Source organism: Nocardia grenadensis, from assembly GCF_050942415.1.
Taxonomy (GTDB): Bacteria; Actinomycetota; Actinomycetes; order Mycobacteriales; family Mycobacteriaceae; genus Nocardia; species Nocardia grenadensis.
In genome coordinates this window covers 1236799-1254633 of sequence record NZ_CP192054.1, presented here as the reverse complement: position 1 = coordinate 1254633, position 17835 = coordinate 1236799, and the positions used below count along the sequence as shown (strand labels likewise).

At 67.5% G+C, this 17835-nt stretch carries 15 protein-coding genes and 2 tRNA genes; 5 read left to right on the top strand and 12 right to left on the bottom strand.

Annotation, left to right across the window (positions count from 1 at the left end):
* Positions 1–67: 67 nt before the first annotated feature.
* The 5 genes from ettA to ACQPYS_RS05585 form a co-directional block, all read right to left on the bottom strand.
* Entirely contained in the window at positions 68–1744 is a 1677-nt protein-coding gene (gene ettA / locus ACQPYS_RS05605) for an energy-dependent translational throttle protein EttA (RefSeq protein ID WP_433491876.1), read from the bottom strand.
* 35 nt (positions 1745–1779) lie between these two features.
* On the bottom strand, positions 1780–2280 hold the full coding sequence (locus tag ACQPYS_RS05600) for a single-stranded DNA-binding protein (protein WP_431940513.1): 501 nt from the start codon (positions 2278–2280) through the stop codon (positions 1780–1782).
* Positions 2281–2418: 138 nt separating this feature from the next.
* Positions 2419–5199: a helix-turn-helix transcriptional regulator gene (locus tag ACQPYS_RS05595; RefSeq protein WP_433491875.1), complete on the bottom strand. Its 2781-nt coding sequence runs from the start codon at positions 5197–5199 to the stop codon at positions 2419–2421.
* A gap of 296 nt (positions 5200–5495) precedes the next feature.
* Positions 5496–6464: a threonine/serine dehydratase gene (locus tag ACQPYS_RS05590; RefSeq protein WP_063041324.1), complete on the bottom strand. Its 969-nt coding sequence runs from the start codon at positions 6462–6464 to the stop codon at positions 5496–5498.
* Positions 6465–8504, bottom strand: coding sequence for a cytochrome c oxidase assembly protein (locus ACQPYS_RS05585; protein ID WP_433491874.1), 2040 nt, complete (start codon positions 8502–8504; stop codon positions 6465–6467).
* Between the two features lie 135 nt (positions 8505–8639).
* Between ACQPYS_RS05585 and ACQPYS_RS05580 the strand changes: the two genes are divergently transcribed.
* From ACQPYS_RS05580 to ACQPYS_RS05565, 4 genes are all read left to right on the top strand, one after another.
* A tRNA-Arg gene (locus ACQPYS_RS05580) sits at positions 8640–8713 on the top strand.
* A gap of 194 nt (positions 8714–8907) precedes the next feature.
* On the top strand, positions 8908–9711 hold the full coding sequence (gene cmrA, locus ACQPYS_RS05575; RefSeq protein WP_063041320.1) for a mycolate reductase: 804 nt from the start codon (positions 8908–8910) through the stop codon (positions 9709–9711).
* Positions 9712–9795: 84 nt separating this feature from the next.
* Positions 9796–10437 carry an oligoribonuclease gene (orn, locus tag ACQPYS_RS05570; protein WP_063041342.1) on the top strand — a complete coding sequence of 214 codons (642 nt, stop codon included), beginning with the start codon at positions 9796–9798 and terminating at the stop codon, positions 10435–10437.
* A gap of 86 nt (positions 10438–10523) precedes the next feature.
* Positions 10524–10596, top strand: a tRNA-His gene (locus tag ACQPYS_RS05565).
* 58 nt (positions 10597–10654) lie between these two features.
* On the opposite strand, the gene ACQPYS_RS05560 is transcribed toward ACQPYS_RS05565, so the two are convergent.
* From ACQPYS_RS05560 to ACQPYS_RS05535, 6 genes are all read right to left on the bottom strand, one after another.
* A complete protein-coding gene (locus tag ACQPYS_RS05560; protein WP_063041318.1) occupies positions 10655–11359 on the bottom strand; it encodes a DUF4389 domain-containing protein in 705 nt (234 codons plus the stop codon).
* A 158-nt stretch (positions 11360–11517) separates the two neighbouring features.
* On the bottom strand, positions 11518–12567 hold the full coding sequence (locus tag ACQPYS_RS05555) for a mechanosensitive ion channel family protein (protein WP_063041340.1): 1050 nt from the start codon (positions 12565–12567) through the stop codon (positions 11518–11520).
* A gap of 109 nt (positions 12568–12676) precedes the next feature.
* A complete protein-coding gene (locus ACQPYS_RS05550) occupies positions 12677–12994 on the bottom strand; it encodes a hypothetical protein (protein WP_063041316.1) in 318 nt (105 codons plus the stop codon).
* 67 nt (positions 12995–13061) lie between these two features.
* Positions 13062–13424 carry a hypothetical protein gene (locus ACQPYS_RS05545; RefSeq protein ID WP_433491873.1) on the bottom strand — a complete coding sequence of 121 codons (363 nt, stop codon included), beginning with the start codon at positions 13422–13424 and terminating at the stop codon, positions 13062–13064.
* Entirely contained in the window at positions 13424–14608 is a 1185-nt protein-coding gene (locus tag ACQPYS_RS05540) for a fatty acid desaturase family protein (protein WP_433491872.1), read from the bottom strand. Before ACQPYS_RS05540 ends, ACQPYS_RS05545 begins: the two co-directional genes overlap by 1 nt.
* Positions 14609–14629: 21 nt before the next feature.
* Entirely contained in the window at positions 14630–15688 is a 1059-nt protein-coding gene (locus ACQPYS_RS05535; protein WP_433491871.1) for a ferredoxin reductase, read from the bottom strand.
* 176 nt (positions 15689–15864) lie between these two features.
* Here ACQPYS_RS05535 and ACQPYS_RS05530 point away from each other — a divergent pair, with 176 nt between their 5' ends.
* Complete coding sequence (locus ACQPYS_RS05530; RefSeq protein ID WP_245664782.1) at positions 15865–16473, top strand: TetR family transcriptional regulator; 609 nt, start codon at positions 15865–15867, stop codon at positions 16471–16473.
* A gap of 21 nt (positions 16474–16494) precedes the next feature.
* Here ACQPYS_RS05530 and ACQPYS_RS05525 read toward each other — a convergent pair whose 3' ends face one another.
* Complete coding sequence (locus ACQPYS_RS05525; protein WP_433491870.1) at positions 16495–17832, bottom strand: MFS transporter; 1338 nt, start codon at positions 17830–17832, stop codon at positions 16495–16497.
* Positions 17833–17835: the final 3 nt, after the last annotated feature.

The window sequence follows — 17835 nt, the reverse complement described above, 5'->3', positions numbered from 1 at the left end:
CTCGGACACACCGACACCGCCCCCGAGGGTAGACCCGAAGCCGGGCAGCGGGAAAAGTCTCGCGGCGTTACCCGCGGGTCAGCTTGCGATGTGTCACTCGATGCGGCCGTGCGGCTTCCGGGCCGAGGCGTTCGATCTTGTTGGCCTCGTATGCTTCGAAGTTGCCCTCGAACCAGAACCATTCGGCCTCGTTGTCGGCATCACCTTCCCAAGCGAGGATATGCGTACAGGTGCGGTCCAGGAACCACCTGTCGTGGGAAATGACCACGGCACAGCCCGGGAACTGCTCCAACGCGTTCTCCAGCGACCCCAGGGTTTCGACGTCGAGGTCGTTGGTGGGCTCGTCGAGCAGGATCAGGTTGCCGCCCTGTTTCAGGGTGAGCGCCAGGTTCAACCGGTTGCGTTCACCACCGGAGAGCACCCCGGCCGGCTTCTGCTGATCCGGACCCTTGAAGCCGAAGGCGCTCACGTAGGCGCGCGAGGGCATCTCCTGCTGGCCCACCTCGATGTAGTCGAGCCCGTCCGAAACCACCTGCCATACGGTTTTGTTGGGATCGATACCGGCGCGGGACTGGTCGACATAGCTCAGCTTGACGGTCTCGCCGACCTTCACCGTGCCGCTGTCCGGCTGTTCCAGGCCGACGATGGTCTTGAAGAGCGTGGTCTTACCGACACCGTTGGGCCCGATAACACCCACGATGCCGTTTCGGGGCAGGGTGAACGACAGATCCTTGATCAGCTGGCGGTCACCGAAGCCCTTGTCCAGGTGCTCCACCTCGACCACCACGCTGCCCAGCCGCGGCCCGGCCGGGATCTGGATCTCCTCGAAGTCCAGCTTCCGCATCTTCTCCGCTTCGGCGGCCATCTCCTCGTAGCGGCCAAGACGCGCCTTGTTCTTCGCCTGACGTGCCTTGGCGCCCGACCTGACCCAGGCGAGCTCGTCCTTGAGCCGCTTCTGCAGTTTCTGATCCTTCTTGCCCTGAACCGCGAGCCGCTCGGCCTTCTTCTCCAGATAGGTGGAGTAGTTGCCCTCGTAGTCGATCGCCCGGCCACGGTCGAGCTCGAGAATCCAGCCGGCGACATTGTCCAGGAAGTACCGGTCGTGGGTGACCGCCAGGACGGCGCCCGGATACTGCGCGAGGAACTGCTCGAGCCAGAGCACACTCTCGGCGTCGAGATGGTTGGTGGGCTCGTCGAGCAGCAGCAGGTCGGGCTTGCTGAGCAGCAATTTGCACAGGGCCACCCGGCGGCGCTCACCACCGGACAGGTTGGTCACCGGCTCGTCCGGCGGCGGGCAGCGCAGCGCGTCCATCGCCTGCTCCAGCTGGGAGTCCAGGTCCCAGGCGTCGGCGTGGTCGAGCTCCTCCTGCAGTTTGCCCATCTCGTCCATGAGCTCATCGGAGTAATCGGTGGCCATGAGTTCGGCGATCTCGTTGAACCGGTCGAGTTTGACCTTGATCTCGCCGAGCCCCTCCTCGACATTGCCGCGGACCGTCTTCTCCTCGTTCAACGGCGGTTCCTGCTGCAGGATCCCGACCGTGGCGCCGGGCGCGAGAAAGGCCTCGCCGTTGTTCGGCTGGTCCAATCCGGCCATGATCTTCAGCACGCTGGATTTACCGGCGCCGTTCGGACCGACAACGCCGATCTTGGCGCCGGGAAGGAAGTTCAAGGTGACATCGTCGAGCACGACCTTATCGCCGTGCGCCTTACGAACCTTCTTCATTTGGTAGATGAACTCAGCCATAGCGATCACCCTATCCGTCAAACATCGGTGCGGTTTCACACGTCGGCGTTCACGGCCTCCTCGGCGCGCGCCGCCTGCTCCACCATTGGATCGTTCAGTTCCCCCGCCGCCCCGGTTTCGGCAGACGCAGCGCCGGGACCGGCGGATATATTCCCGGTCGTGGCCGGTTGTCCGGTCCGGCGGCGCTCCACTCGGGCAGTGCAGCGGGTGAGGTCCGGCCCCAGGGTATGCGCTCGCATCTCGAGATCGCGTCGCTGGGCACCCTCCCGGGTCCGGTACTCGTTCGACCGTAGCTGCCCCTGCACGATCACCGGATCGCCCCGGTGGATCGACGCGTCCACCCCGGCCACCAACCGCCGCCAGCAGCTCACCGTGAGAAAGAGCGTCCCGTTGTCCACCCATTCACCGGTTTCGCGGTCCAGCCGCCGCGCGGTACTCGCCAACCGGAAGCTGAGCATCTGCTCGCCGCCGGGAAGTTCTCGTCGCACCGGCTCGGTCACCACCGTACCGACCACGGTCGCCACTGATTCGTACATGTCCGCCCCTCCATTCGCCCCGTGCTTCCGGGCACGCACTCATCGTCGCCCGCACGACGGGCCGGTGACGGGCGCGAATCGGATCTGTGGGCAACTCCTCCGCGACAGGGCACTTGTGGAAAGAACGGACCGCCCGATTCAGCGGCCGGCTGCCGCCATGGCGGCAGCGATATCCCGCCGGGAGCGCACGCCGAGTTTGGCCAGAATGCTCGACACATGCGATTGGACGGTGCGGCGCGAGAGAAACATCTGCGCCGCGATATCGGCATTCGAGGAGCCGTCGGCCACCTGGACCGCCACGGATCGTTCGGTATCGGTCAACGACGCCCAACCCGTTTTCGGGCGATTGCGCGGGCCCCGTACGCCCCGGCGGATTCCGTACCGCCGGATCCGGGCCACCGCGCGGGCGGTATCCCACGACGCGCCCAGCCGGGTGTACAGCTGGACGGCGGATTCGAGCGCCTCCCGCGCGTCGGCCCCCCGGCCGCCCGCGGCCAGCACGATCGCCGCGCCCTCGTAGGCCTGGGCTTCGTAGAGCGGCCACTCACAGCGCGAGAATTCCCGCGCGGCGGCGAACAGCGCCTCGGGGTCGCGCTCGGCCAGCCCGCCGCACAGCTGCGCGATACCCGCGCGGGCGGCGGTCCACTGCTTGGCCACCAGATCGTCGGCCGCCGTACGCGCGCTGTGCAGCGCGTCCGTATCGCCGGTATCGAAGGCCAGGCGGGCGATATCGGGCAGGATGTAATGCAGTGTCGAGGCGCTCATACCTCCGTCGAGCTTCGCGTGGGTCTCGACGAGCAACCGCAGCGCCGGTTCCGGGTTCCCCCGGGTCTCGTGAACCAGGGCGGTGACCCACGGCTGCATATATCCGTACCCGGCGGTGCCCAACCGGTCGTCCGGAACGAGCACATCCCCGGACGGCGGCGCCCCACGGTGCATCCCGATCAGCGCCATCACACTGTGGGCGACCGGCGCGTAACCGAACACATCGGACGCCTCCAGAGCCGCCTGGCACTCCGCGATCGCCTCGTCCCAGCGCCCGTTCAGCAGGAACATGCGCGCCTTGGCCAGGAGGTTGGCCGCCAGATAGACCCCGCGCGTCCGGCGATTGTGGCCGATGGCGGTCTGCAGGGCCTCCAGGGCCGCGACCGGGCGATCGAGCTCGATCAGGCAGTGCGCGTACAGCACGTACGGATCGATCTGATCCGATCCGGCACCGTCCTGTAACACCGTGAGCGACTCGGTACTGATCTCCAGGGCTTCGTCGACATATCCCTGGGTGTAGCGCACGGCGCCGAACGCCATCAGCCCGTATCCGGTGGCCAGGGAGTTGCCCGACTGCCGTCCCAGCGCGACCGCGCGCCGCCCGGCCGCTTCGGCCTCGACGAACCGTTCGAGGAAGAAGTTGTCCAGCGCGCACAGGCCCAGGAAACGCGCCGCGTCGGAGTCGTCGAGATCGAGCGTGTTCAGTGCGGTCTCGGCTACTTCGACGGCCTCGGCCAGTCGGCCCTGGGCATGGCATACATGGGCGAGCAACCAGCGCAGACCCGGGTCGTCGGCGTGCTCGGGCCGGTGCCGTAACGCCACGCGCAACGTGGCCTCGGCCTGGTCGGTCCGGCCGTTCCACAGCAGCGTGCGGGTCCGCATCCGGATCAGGGCGGCGCGGGTCGCCGTATCGAGCCCGGCCGTATCGACTATGCGGGTCAGCAGGCGCATGGCCAGTTCCGGCGCGCGCACGATCAGCGCGTCCGAGACGGAGAGCAGCCATTGCAGACTCGCCGGCTCTAGTTCCCGGCCGCCGATCGAGAGGTAGTAGGCGACCCGTTCGATCGGTGCGCCGGTGGTCTGCAGCACACGCCCGGCCCGGCGCAGCAGATCCGAGCGCAGGGAGGCGGGTAATCGCTCCACCAGCACGTGACGGATCAGATCGTGCCGGAAGGCGAGCTCGGAATCGACCATGGTGAGCAGTCCGGCATCCGTTGCCTCGGTGACCGCGCTCCACACTTCCATGATGTGGCCGTCCAGCACCGCGGCGAGTTCCACCACATCGACTTTCGGGCCCAGTGCCGCGGCCATGGGCAACAGGTCGCGAGTCGATCGCGACAGCGATTCGGCTCGGCGCCAGATCGCCTCGGCCAGCGAGCCGACCGGTTGCGGAGCGGAACCGGATGCGGGTTTCGCGCCCTCGGCCTCCAGCAGTGAGGCCGCCACCAACTCCGTGATGTGCAGCGGATGCCCGTACGCTCCGGCGACCTGCCGCAGCAGCGACGGCGGCGGCACCGCACCGACCATCTCCCGGACCATGGTCGTCGTCGCCGCATCGGGCAGCGCGCCCAGCCGGATGGTGGAGGCGGCGCAGGCGGTCAAGGTGGCGGTCAGTACCGCGAAGGCCGGATCGGTGGTGAAAGGCCGGGTCGCCAGTACCAGCACCAGCGGCAGCCGATCGGCGAGGGTGCACAGTCGGTGCAGCACGGCCAGACTGGAGCGGTCGGCCCAGTGGACATCGTCGAGCAGCAAGGCGATGGGTTGCTCGGCGCACCAGGCGCGAACCTGTTCGAGCAGGAGCTCGGCGAGCGCGAACTCGTGGGTGGCTGCGGCGTCTCCGGCCTGGTCCGCGCCATCGAGCAGGGTCCGGACCGGATCGGAATCGGTGTGTGGGTCTCCGGTGACAAGCCAGGTGGCCAACGCGGCGAACGGGACATCCTGCTGGAGTTCTCTCGCGCGACTCGTCCGCACCTGCAACCCCAGTTCGGCGAACTGCCGGGCGGCTGCACCGAGCAGCGTGGTCTTGCCGATACCGGCTTCGCCTTCCACCACGACCACGGCGCCGTGCCCCGCGACCGCGGCACGCCCACCCGAGACCAGGGCCGCGACCTCGGCGTCGCGACCGACGAACACTGTCGCGAGAGATTGCTGCACTCGCATCAGTTTAAGCATCCGGACCGTCGCACGCATGGACCTACCACCGGTGGAACTGTGATCTCCCACCGCCACTCCGTCGGAAAACAGACAATCCGGGATCGACGGCCCCCGCCTCACAATCACGTGTATCGCACCACGACGGCGGGTCCGGAGCACCGAAAATGTTCGGGCACCGTCGGATTCGACAAGCCCGGCGCGGCTTACGCGACCATGGTCACGGTCGGCGGCCGAAAGATGGCTCGACACTGCTCCCGCCGGGGGTCGAGCGGTGAACCGACACGCCGATCAGTGTGTCAGAGCACCGGGAGTTCGGTGTTCGCGCCGCACAACACCACCACCGGCCGCTCACCCGCACGCGGTACATAGGCACCGCTGAGAATGGCGGCCAGGGCCACCGCGCCGGAGAGTTCGACGACGATCCGGAACTCCCGCCACAGATAGTCCCGCGCATCGGTGATCGCGTCATCGGTCACCAGCGCGGACCGTACACCGTAGCGCCGGGTCACATCGAGCGCGATCTCGCCGATCCGCGAGGCGCCCAGGGCATCGGCGGTGATACTGGACACCTCCACATCGACCGGCTTCCCGGCGGCCAGCGCGGAGTTCAGTGTCGGAATCCCCGCGGGTTCCACGCCGACGATCTCGCGGCGGCGCCCGCCGGCGGCGGCGATCCCGCCGATCAACCCGCCGCCGCCGACCGCGACCAGGATCGGCGGCCGGCCACGGACCTGCTCCTCGATCTCCAATTCGATCACGCCGGCTCCGGCCACCACCGCGGGCAGATCGTAGGCGTGCAACTGCAACGCCCCGCGTTCGGCGGTGAGCTCGCAGGCGTGCTCGTAGGCTTCCGCATAGGTGGTTCCGTGCCAGCGCACCTCGGCGCCGTGCGACCACATGGCGGCGACCTTGGTGTGCGGTGCGGATTCCGGGACCACCACCGTGCAGGTCTTGCCCATCCCCGCGGCCGCCAGGGCCGCCGCGATCCCCGCGTTGCCGCCCGAAGCGATCACCACATGTTCGGGACACACCCGCTCCGATAGCAGCGCGTTGTAGCTGCCCCGCACCTTGAAGGTGCCACCGTGCTGCAAATACTCGAGCTTCAGGGTGACCGGGACGGGACCGCCGGGCCCCGGTACGGCGGTGTGGAAGACCGGGGTCTTGCGAATACGTCCGGTCAGTCGCCGACGCGCCGCCCGCACATCCGACCGGTAGATACGCCGGAGGGGTGGCACCGGTGTCAGCGGGATTTTCTGCTCGGTCATCTACCTACTTGCCCGATCTCGCTTGGCCAATTGGGCGAACATGGCATTGTGCGCGGCAAGTTCCGCGTCGTCGTCGCGTTCCGCGGCGCGGTCGGTGCGCCGGGCCAGCCGCGCGTCGCTGCGCGACCACTGGACCAGTAGCGCCAGCATGACCACTACCAGTGGGACCTCACCGGTGGCCCACGCCAGACTGCCCCCGGTGCGCTGATCGCCCAGCAGATCGATGGGCCAGCCGAGGTCGAGGCTGCGATAGAACCAGCCGGCCAGCACCGTGCTCGTGCCCATCAACACCACCCCGAAGAAAGCGTGGAAGGGCAGCGAACCGAACACCATGGCCAGTCTGGTCAGCGGCTCCACCCGCCGCGGTTTCGGGTCGATCCCGATCACCACCCAGTAGAAGAGATAACCACTGAGCAGGAAGTGCAGGTTCATCAGCAGGTGCGCGGTATGGGAATCGGCGTAGGTGTCGAAGATCCCGCCCAGGTACAGCGCATAGAAACCGGCCACGAACAGCACCGAGGCCACGATCGGCTGGGTGAGGAAACGGGAGACCGGGTTGTGTACCGCGGCCAGGATCCACTCTCGAGGGCCCGGGGCCCCGCCCCGGCCGGCCGGCGGCAGCGCACGCAACGCGAGCGTCACCACGCCCCCCAAGGCCAGCAGGATCGGGGTCAGCATCGACAGCGCCATATGCGCGCCCATGTGCACGCTGAACATGGCGGGCGCGTACCGGCCGACTCCCGACGAGGTCGTGAACAGCAATACCGCGCAACCGAGCAGCCACGCGACGGTCCGGCCGGCCGGCCACGCGTCACCGCGTGCCCGTAACCGTCGGACACCCAGCAGATAGAGCACCGCCAGCACGATGGCGAGCGTGCCGAAGATCAGGTCGAAACGCCAGTCGAAGAGCAGCCGCGCCACCGTAGGCGGACCGTCGAGGTTGTAGCCGAGCTCGACCTCCATCGGGGTGGGCACGCTCGTCGGCGGCGGTGGCGGGGTCCGGCCCAGTCCCACCGCCAGGCCCATGGTCGCGGCGAAGACGAGCAGCTCCACACTCGCGAAACGGGCGAGCGCGCGCCGGTCGTCCGGGTCGGCGGCCAGCGCCGGCAGCGCCGCGCGCCGCTGGAACCAGCCGAAGACGCCGAGGATCACCAGCGCCGCGGCCTTGGCCAGTACCAGTCGGCCGTAGGTACTGCTGAAGAGCTCGTCCCAGGGCACGCGTACCCACGAGTTGACCACGCCGCTGACCGCCAGCACCCCGAAGGAGACCAGGGCCACCGCGGAGAAGCGCCGGGCCGCCAGGGCCGTATGGGTGCCGTCCCGCAGCGCATGGACCAGCAGCGCGCCCAGGCCGCCGATCCAGACCGCGGCGGCGATCAGGTGCAGGATCAAACTGTTGGTGGCCACATCGTGGGCGCCGCCGGACGCCGAATGTCCGGTCAGCGCCAGCGGCATCATCACCACGACCGACGCGCCGAACAACACCGGCGTCCAGCCCCAGCGCAGAGCCAGCCGGCAGCCGATCGCCAGCAACAGGGCACCGATCGCGGTCAACCGCCAGGTACCGGCGAGCTCGATCCCACCGGCGATCCGCCACAGATCCCGGGGTGCCAGGATTTCGGTGACCGGCCGGCCGGTGCTGTCGGAGACGGTCAGCGGTACCAGCAGCGCGGCGCTCACCGCCCAGGCCACCGCCAGATTCGAAGCCCGCCGCACCGCGCGGTAACCCCCCGTGTCGAGCAGGCCGCCACGCTGCGGCGGCACCAGGAAGGCCGCGCAGAGCAGCGACCCCACTGTGAAGGCCGCGAAGAGATCGGCCAGTGCCCGGAGCGCGGGCAGGCCGTAGGTTGTCAGCGGACCCGGATCGGGAATCCCCAGCAGGCTCAGCGCCTGGGCGGCCGACAGGCCCACCACCAGCATCGATACCAGTGCGGCCAGCGCCGCGGCACACACGGTCAGCACCGTCGGCAGGACCGCCGGGCTACTGGGCCGACCGGCCTCTGTAGCGGGTTCGGCGGCGGGAGCCTGGGCTGACGACATAGGTTCGAGAGTAGTTCGATGGGCACAGTTCGGCCCGCCGGGGCCGTTTCGGGGCAGCCCAAATCAGACGATCCGGTCGATCGCTACACTTTTCAGCTGGACAGCGCGGCCGTTGTCCGCCATGGTGGAACCACTGCCTCCGTAGCTCAGTTGGATAGAGCAAGGGCCTTCTAATCCCTAGGTCGCAGGTTCGATTCCTGCCGGGGGCGCTCCACCCACCCGACTGAGCTGTTCGGGCCAGTCGGAGTGGGTGTACCCCTCCCGGCGAGCGTCAAACACACAATCCCGGTGGGCGAGCCTGCGCCTACACGCCGGCCGTGCGCGTCCACGGCCGACCCGCCACTCCGGTCCTGCGCGGGCTGCGGGCGGGCCGTGACCGGCGGTGCCCTCTAGGGTGTCGGGAATGGGTTTGCCTTCGCCTACCGCCGAGAGCCGCGCCGTGGTGACCGGCGCTTCGTCCGGAATCGGAACCGCACTGGCCGCCGAACTGGCCCGCCGGGGTCATTCGCTCATCCTGGTCGCGCGCCGCGGCGACATCCTCGACGACCTGGCCGGTCGGCTCACCCGGGATCACGGCGTCACCGCCGAAGTCCGCGCCGTCGATCTCGCCGACCGGGCACAGCGGGCTCCGCTCACCGAGGAACTCGCGGGCCGGGACATCTCGATCCTGTGCAACAACGCGGGCATCGCGACCTTCGGCCCCCTCGCCGCCCTCGATCCCGCCTACGAACGCGATCAGCTGGAGTTGAACGCCGTCGCCGTGCACGACCTGACCTTGGCCGTGCTCCCGGCGATGCTGGCCCGGCGGGCCGGTGGCATCCTGGTGAGCGGTTCGGCGGCCGGCAACATGCCCATTCCGAACAACGCCACCTACGCGGCGAGCAAAGCCTTCGCCAATACCTTCGCCGAATCCCTGCGGGGCGAGCTGAAGGGTTCCGGGGTGCACATCACCCTGCTCGCTCCCGGCCCGGTGCGTACCGAGACCCCCGATCCCGCCGACGCCTCCCTGGTCGACCGTATGGTCCCGGACTTTCTGTGGGTGTCCTCGGAGTACACGGCCCGGATCTCGATCGACGCACTGGCCCGGAACAAGATGCGGGTGGTACCCGGCCTGATCGGGAAGGGTATGAGCGCCGCCGGTAACTATGGGCCCAGGGCGGTCACCGCCCCGATCGCGGGCGCGTTCTACAAGAAGCTCGGCGGCTGAACCGGGGCCCTCCCCGGAGACTTCCCACACGGAGCGGGTACTGATTGCGCTCGGCGGGTGGCGGCGCTGATTAGGGTGGTGCGGGTGTCGGACAAATTAGTGGTGTGGATGGATTGTGAGATGACCGGGCTCGACCTGGTCACCGACAAACTGATCGAGGTGGCCGCCCTGGTGACCGACAGCGATCTGAATGTTCTCGGTGACGGGGTGGATATCGTCATCCACGCCGACGACGAGGCGCTCGCGGCGATGCCCGAGGTGGTCGCCGAGATGCACGCCCGGTCCGGCCTCACCGAAGAGGTGCGGCGCTCCACGGTCACCCTCGCCGAGGCCGAGCGGCAGGTACTCGACTATGTGAAGCAGTACGCGCCCGCCGCCCGGGTGGTACCCCTGGCCGGTAACTCCATCGCCACCGATCGTGGTTTCATCGCCCGGGACATGCCGGAGCTCGACGCGCACCTGCACTATCGGATGATCGACGTCAGCTCGATCAAGGAACTATGCCGTCGCTGGTACCCGCGGATCTATTTCGGCCAACCCGAAAAGGGCCTGGCCCACCGCGCGCTCGCCGATATCCAGGAATCCATCCGGGAGCTCGAGTACTACCGGCGCACGGCCTTTGTCGCCGCGCCGGGCCCTTCAACGGCGGAGATCTCCGCAATCGCCGCCGAGGTCAGCGCCGGTCCCCCGGGTGGAACCGGCGGCGGCACGCCCGGCCCGGTATAGGCCCGGCGACCGGCGCACCGATAACCGATTGGCTTGCGGAGGGGTAGACGCGCTACTATCTAGGCCGCCGGTGCAAATCGGTGATGGTGAGTGTAGTTCAGTTGGTAGAGCACCAGGTTGTGATCCTGGCTGTCGCGGGTTCGAGTCCCGTCACTCACCCTGGAAAGCCCGAGGGCCCATTGGGTCCTCGGGCTTTTTCGTTCGGCCGGTAATGGTCTCAGGCCTCGGGTTTGCTCGTATCGACCAGTGGGGGCGCCGCCTCGTCACGGGCGCCCTGATCCAGGCGGAAGGGCGGGTACTCGTCGCGTAACAGCGAGCCGTAGGCCTGCACCCGCAACATCCACCGGTTGATTCCCATCACAAAATCGAACAGCCCCTGGGAGTAGCGGGCCGCGAACAGCAACCCGACCAGGGCGACGAAGGTCAGTACGCCGATCAGCGGAATACCCGCGGCACCGGCCGTGGTGTCGGCGTCCTCGAAATCGACCAGCCAGGCGGCACCGGTCATACCGCCGATGATCAGATAGTGCGGAATGGCGAGCAGCCACCATTTCACCAGTACCAGCCCGCGATGCAGCGTCGGCGGATAGTCGATGTCCAGATCCGCCGCGTAGTCGTCGTCACGGGCCAGCGAGAACGGTGGATATCTGTCGGTACCGGCAGGCGTCCAGGCGTAGAAGCTGACCCGCCACGACCACCGCATGACCCCGACGCTGTAGTCGAACAGGGCCCGAGGGTATCGACCGGTGAACAGGATCGCGAAGAACGCGATCACCGTGACCACGGCATAACCGATGTGCAGGAAGAACAGAACTATGTAGTGCGGAATGGCGAGAAGCCATTTCACGATCCACATCCAGCGCGACAGCGCGGGGTCCAGATCGCCGCGAACTCGGACCGGGTAACCGGCGGGAGCAGGCATTGTGATCAACGCTCCTTCGAGGGTGCTGGTCCGGCCGACCCAACCGGCCGGGCCGTCTCTCGATTGTGAGCTATCACACACATTTTCGTCTTAATCCCCGCCGTACCGACATGGCATCGAGATCAATCGGCCACTCGGCCCGGTCGGCCCCACGCGGCCTACCTGACCGGCGTCTTCTCGAATCCGTCCAGCGCGGCCAGGCGCGGCAGTGCGCCCGGATGCTGACCGTTCAGCCAGCTGATCAGCTCCTCACGGACGGCACAGCGCAACGACCACACCGCGTCCGAATCACGCCCGGTCATCGATGCCCGGACCTCGATACCGGTGGGGGTGCTGTCGGTGACCAGGAGGTTCCAGCTGCGGCCGTCCCAATCGGGGTGCTCGCTCAGGTATTCGTAGAGATGCTCACGCAGCTCGGCCACGGGGGCGCTGTGGTCCAGGTAGAGGAATACGGTGCCGGTCATCTGCGGGCCGCCACGCGACCAGTTCTCGTACGGCTTGCTGTTGAAGTACGAGACCGGCATGGTGAGCCGGCGGTCGTCCCAGATCCGGACGGTGAGGAAGGACAGGGTGATCTCCTCGACGGTGCCCATCTCCCCCTCGACGACAACCGTATCGCCGATCTTCACCGAATCACCGAAGGCGATCTGCAGGCCCGCCATGAGGTTGCTGAGCGTGGATTGGGCTGCCACACCGGCGATGATGCCGATGATGCCGGCGGAGGCGAGCAGCGAGGTGCCCAGCACACGCAGCCCGGGGAACATGACCAGCATGGCGATCGCCGCCGTCGCCACCGCGAGCAACGCGGTCGTGATCCGGCGGATCAGCGTGAACTGGGTGTTCAGCTGCCGTACCCGGCGAGGATCACGGGCCCGGCGGGAGTAGCTGTTCAACAGCCCGTCGGCCACCGCGTCGACTATCCGCACCACCAGCCAGACCGACGACATGGTGACCATGGAGGCCAGCACACTGAGGATCACCGTGTCCTGGCGCAGATTCAGATCGGCCAGCGGGTAGGTGATCCGGAGTGCGGCGAAGCCGAGGAACAACTGGAGCGGCAATTGGATCCGCCGTAGCAGACCCGGGATGGCGGTCTTCGGATGCCGGGCCGACCAGTATCGAAGGCCGCGGTCGATTGCCCAGCCGAGGACGATCGTCACTGCCAGTGTGACCCCGAATACGATCAGCAGCCGTATCACGTTCTCCACCGCGCCCACTCCTTGTTACCCATCGCTCGTGCAGGTCCCCCGGACAAGGCTACAGTTCGATAACGGCGGGTCACCACCAGTCACGGGGATCTCACGCAGTGGTGGACGGTTACTGCGGCGCACTCCCCTGCGAGTACAGCCGGATCTCGCCCGCGTCACCAAGGAACGCGTTGACCAGCATCACCTGGTCTGCCCTCAATTCGGCCGGGTCGGGCGCGGTGGTGGTGATGGAGATCTGCGGAATGGCCGCCCAGTTCACGACATATCGTTCCGGCGGCCCGTCGTCGTCGGACAGCCTGGCCAGCCGGAAGACCGAGACGGTTTTGCGTTCCATCAGGTCGCGTACCATCTCCGCGATCCGCTCGGGATCCTCCAGCGCGAACAGGAAACCGAAGGTCAGTTCCGGCGAGGAGACATAGGCGGGCACGAGCCGAGGTTAGCCCATGGATAACCGCTCGGTGTGACCTGGCCCACCGAGCGGTTTCCGGATCGGATCAGTGTCGTTTGCCGGAGGCGCCGGGATCGACGGTCTCGGCATCGACGATATCGGCGTCCAGGACGACGCCGGTCTCCCGGACCGGCGGGGTGCCCGCCGAGTCCCGGCCCACCCCCGCCTCATGAGTATCATCGGCGTCCTTGCTCGCCTCGGCCGCGGCGGCATGCTCGGCGGCAGCGTCGCGTTTGGCCGCGGCGGCGGCCTCGTTCATCTCGATGACGTCGGTGATCCATTCCCCGACCTCCCGGGTCACCTCCGAGACGGTGCCGGTGATGATGCTCGCGATATTGCCGACCCGGCGCGCCCCCGACGTGGTGAGTTCCTGGATGAGATCCTTGTTGGACTCGAATTTGCCGATCATCACACGCCCGCTTCGGTAGGACTCTGCTGACGCATCACGATAACACCGGAAGTGGGCTGTTTCCGCAGCGCAGCGGGCAGGAAGCGGGCGATCCGGGACTCCGTCAACCGCGGCGGCAGCGCCAGTTGGAAGATTTTGGCCCACACCGAACCGATCTGCTTGCCCAGCGGCCCCGTGTTGTAGGGGAGCCCGAATTTCTCGCACAGCGCGCGCACCTCCGGGGCGATCTCGGGATACCGGTTGGCCGGCAGATCCGGGAAAAGGTGGTGCTCGATCTGGTGGGACAGATTGCCGGACATGATATGGAAGAGCGGACTGCCGGAGATATTGGCCGAGCCGAGCATCTGCCGCACGTACCATTCGCCGCGGGTCTCCTCGGCGGTCTCCTCTTCGGTGAATGTCTGCACACCGGAGGGGAAATGCCCGCAGAAGATGATCGAGTACGCCCACAGGTTGCGCACCAGGTTCGCCGTCGCATTCCCGGCGAGCGTGGACAGGAACAGCGGACCGGTCAGCAGTGGGAAGGCCACGTAGTCCTTGAGGACCTGCCGGCCCGATTTACGAAGCTGCCCTTTGATCAGCGGTTTCAGGTCGGACCAGCTGCGCTTGCCCTTGACGATGTTGTCCGCTTCGAGGTCGTGCAGCATCACGCCCCACTCGAAGAAGACCATCAGCAGGAACGCGTAGAGCGGGTTGCCCAGGTAGTACGGGTTCCAGTCCTGCCCCTCGTCGATCCGCAGCACGCCGTAGCCGATATCGCGGTCCCGGCCGTGGATGTTCGTATAGGTGTGGTGCATGTAGTTGTGCGAATGCTTCCACTGGTCCGCCGGGCAGACGGTATCCCATTCGAAGACCCGCGAGTTCAGGCCCGGCTCACGCATCCAGTCGTACTGGCCGTGCATCACGTTGTGGCCGATCTCCATATTGTCGAGGATCTTCGACACACTGAGCGCGGCCACGGCGGCCAGCCAGAACGGGGGCAGGAACCCCAGGTACATCAGGCCGCGCCCGGCGATCTCGAATCCGCGCTGAGCCCTGATGATGTCGTAGATGTACCCGCGGTCGCGCTCGCCCAGATCGGCGACGATACGGTCGCGCAGTTCGTCGAGAGTGCGGCCGATCTCCTCGACCTGATCGGGCGAGAGGACCAGCGGTCCGTCTTTGGTCTCGGTGAGGATGGTCATCTGTTTCTCCCCTTCTCGATGTCAGATTTCGATGTCCACGTCGCCGACGGCGGCCTGGACGCAGAGTTGGATCGGCTGGTCGGGGTCGGATTCCAGCTCCCCGGTGCGCAGGTTGCGGGTGCAGCCGCTGCGCCGGACCGAGGTGCAGGAGAAGCAGATGCCCATCCGGCAGCCGAATTCCGGGCTGAGGCCGGCGCCCTCGGCCTGCTCCAGCAGGGACGACCCGGTGTTCTCCGCGGTGACGCCGCTGGCGGAGAAGGTCGTGGCCCCTTCCACGTCCGCGTCGTCCACGGGCGCGGCGGTGGCGACGAACTCTTCGGTGTGCAGACGTTCACTCAGGTCCGCGTCCGTGTAGACCGCACGCACCGAGTCCATCAGCGGCGGCGGACCACACAGGTAGGTCTGCGCGTCGGCGAACCACGGTGCCACCCGCGCGAGTTCGTCGTGATCGAAACCCCGGCCGTCGCGTTCCGGATAATGCAACTCGACCGCGATATTCGGGTGAGCGGCAGCGATTTCGGCCAGTTCCGCGCGGTGGGGCACCAGCTCCGGCGAGCGCGCGTAGTGCAGGAAGACGACCTCACCGGGGTATTTCTCGTCGACGAGGGTGCGCAGCATGGACAGCACCGGCGTGATCCCGCTCCCGCCGCTGATCAGCAGGACCCGCTCGGGCCGCTGGTCCGGCAGATGGAAGACGCCGGAGGCCGGTTCGAGATCCACGATCATGCCGGGGCGCGCGTGTTCGTGCAGGTACCGCGACACCAGACCGTGTGGATGCACCCGGAGGGTCAGGTCGAGGCGGCGGCGGCGATCGTGCTGGGAGTTCACCGGCGAATAGCAGCGCAGGTGGCGGACTCCGTCGATCACCACACCCAGCTGCAGGAACTGGCCCGCGCGCAGCCCGTCCCACTGCCGGGTCGGGCGCAGACCCAGCGAGATCGTTCCGGGAACCGAGCGGTCCACGTCGACGACGCGGGCCCGCATATCGCGGACGGTCAGCATCGGGCGTACCAGTTCCAGATACCGGTCCACCGGATGTGGCGTGGTCAGGGTCTGCACCAGATCGAGGAGGGCCACCATGGGAGTTCTCCATCCCTGTCTGTCGGTCGTGTCACGAGTTCGAACTTGTTTCGGTGTACGCCTGTACACTCAACCAGTGTGCCGGATACCCCGCGGGAACTGTCAACCAGTAATAGGTGTGACGCGGGCGACAAGAGGGAGATGAGGGAATGGTGAACGGCTGTATGCTCACTGAAATGACCGATCAGGGAGCAAGCCGCGTCGAACGCAAAGAGCGCACCCGGCAGGCCCTGCTCGCCGGCACGCTGGCACTGGCCGCCGAACGCGGTTTCGGTGCGCTGAGCCTGCGCGAGATCGCCCGCTCCGCCGGAATCGTCCCCACCGCCTTCTACCGGCATTTCGACTCCCTGGACGACCTGGGCGCCACCCTGGTGGACGAGGGCGTTCAGGCATTACGGCTGGCTCTGCGGCAGCTGCGCCGCACCCCCGATGCCCGGCTCTCGGAAACGGTGCGGTTCGTCTTCGGTGAAGTCGCCCAGAAGCGGGAGCTGTACGGCTTCCTGATCCGGGAGCAGCGCGGCGGGAGCCCGGCGCTGCGTTCGGCCATCGCGCTCGAACTACAACTGATCGTGCGCGAGCTGGTGGCGGATCTATCCCGCGTCCCGGCCCTGGACGACTGGTCACCGGGCGATCTGGAGGTCGCCGCCGACCTGCTGGTATCCACCGTGATCGACGGGATCGCCGACTATGTGGGCGCCACCGCGCGCGCGGAACAACCGGTGATCGACCGCACCATCCAGCAGATCCGGCTCATCGCCCTCGGTATGGGCGCCTGGAAACCCTGAGCGCGCGCCGCCGGGCCCGCGTCAGGCCGCCGGTGCCTGCACCGGCTCCTTACTGCCCGAAGCGTTCGGTGACGGTACGAACAGCAGGGCCACGAGCCCCGCTCCCAGCACCACCAGCAGCCCGCCGATACCGGCCCGGTCCGTCCCGAAACCCCAGACGAACAGGCCGAACAGGGTGGGTGCGAGGAACGAGGCGGCCCGCCCGGTCGTGGTGTAGAGACCGAACAACTGACCCTCCCGCCCGGGCGGTGTCAGCCGGGTGAGGAAGGACCGCGCCGACGCCTGCGCCGGGCCGACGAACAAAGTCAGCGCCAGGCCGAAGATCCAGAACATCACGACGCCCGACACCACCAGCAGCACCGCGCCGCACACCACAGCCGACAGCAGCGATACCGCGATCACCCGCTTCGGCCCGACCCTATCGTCGAACCGGCCGGCCACGACCGCCCCGAGCGCGGCGACCACATTGGCCGCGATACCGAAGAGCAGCACATCGGATTCGCTGATCCCGTACACCTGCACGGCCAGCACCGCGCCGAACGCGAAGACACCGGCCAGGCCGTCCCGGAAGATCGCGCTGGCCAGCAGGAACCAGATAACGGTGCGATCGAGCGCCCACAGTTCTTTCAGATCGCGCCACAGCACCCGGTAGGAGCCGAGCAGTCCCGCGCTCGCCGCCCCGGGATCGGCCCGGGTGCGCGGCACCTCCGGCACCGCGAACAGCACCGGCAGCGCGAACACACCGAACCAGACGGCGGCCAGGAGCACGACCAGCCGGATGTTCAGCCCGCCCTCGGTGCTCACCCCCAGCAGCCCCCGTTCCGGGCCGTCGCCGACGATGAACCCGAAATAACAGATCAACAGCAGGAAGATGCCGCCGAAGTAGCCCATGGCCCAGCCGAATCCGGACACCCGGCCCAGCATGGCCGGAGTCGAGACCTGACGCAGCATCGCGTTGTAGGGCACGGTCGCGAGTTCGAGGAACACCGACCCCAGGGCGAGCAACACCAGGCCGAGCCACAGGTAGGAGTACTGATCCCGGACGAAGAACATCGCCGCTGTCAGGACCACGACGACAGCGGTCATGATGCCGAGCGAACGTTTACGATTCGCGGTCGCATCGAAACGCTGACCGGTGACCGGTGCGGTCAGTGCGACGACCAGTCCGGCGAGTCCCAGCGCCCACCCCAGCCAGGCGCTGGCGGAGACATCACCCGGCAGATCCTCCCCGACACTGTCGGTGAGGTACACCGCGAAAACGAAGGTGGTGATCACGGCGTTGAACGCGGCCGACCCCCAGTCCCACAGCCCCCATGCGACCACCTGCCCGCGCCCCACCCGCGCGTCCGCCTCGCTCATACC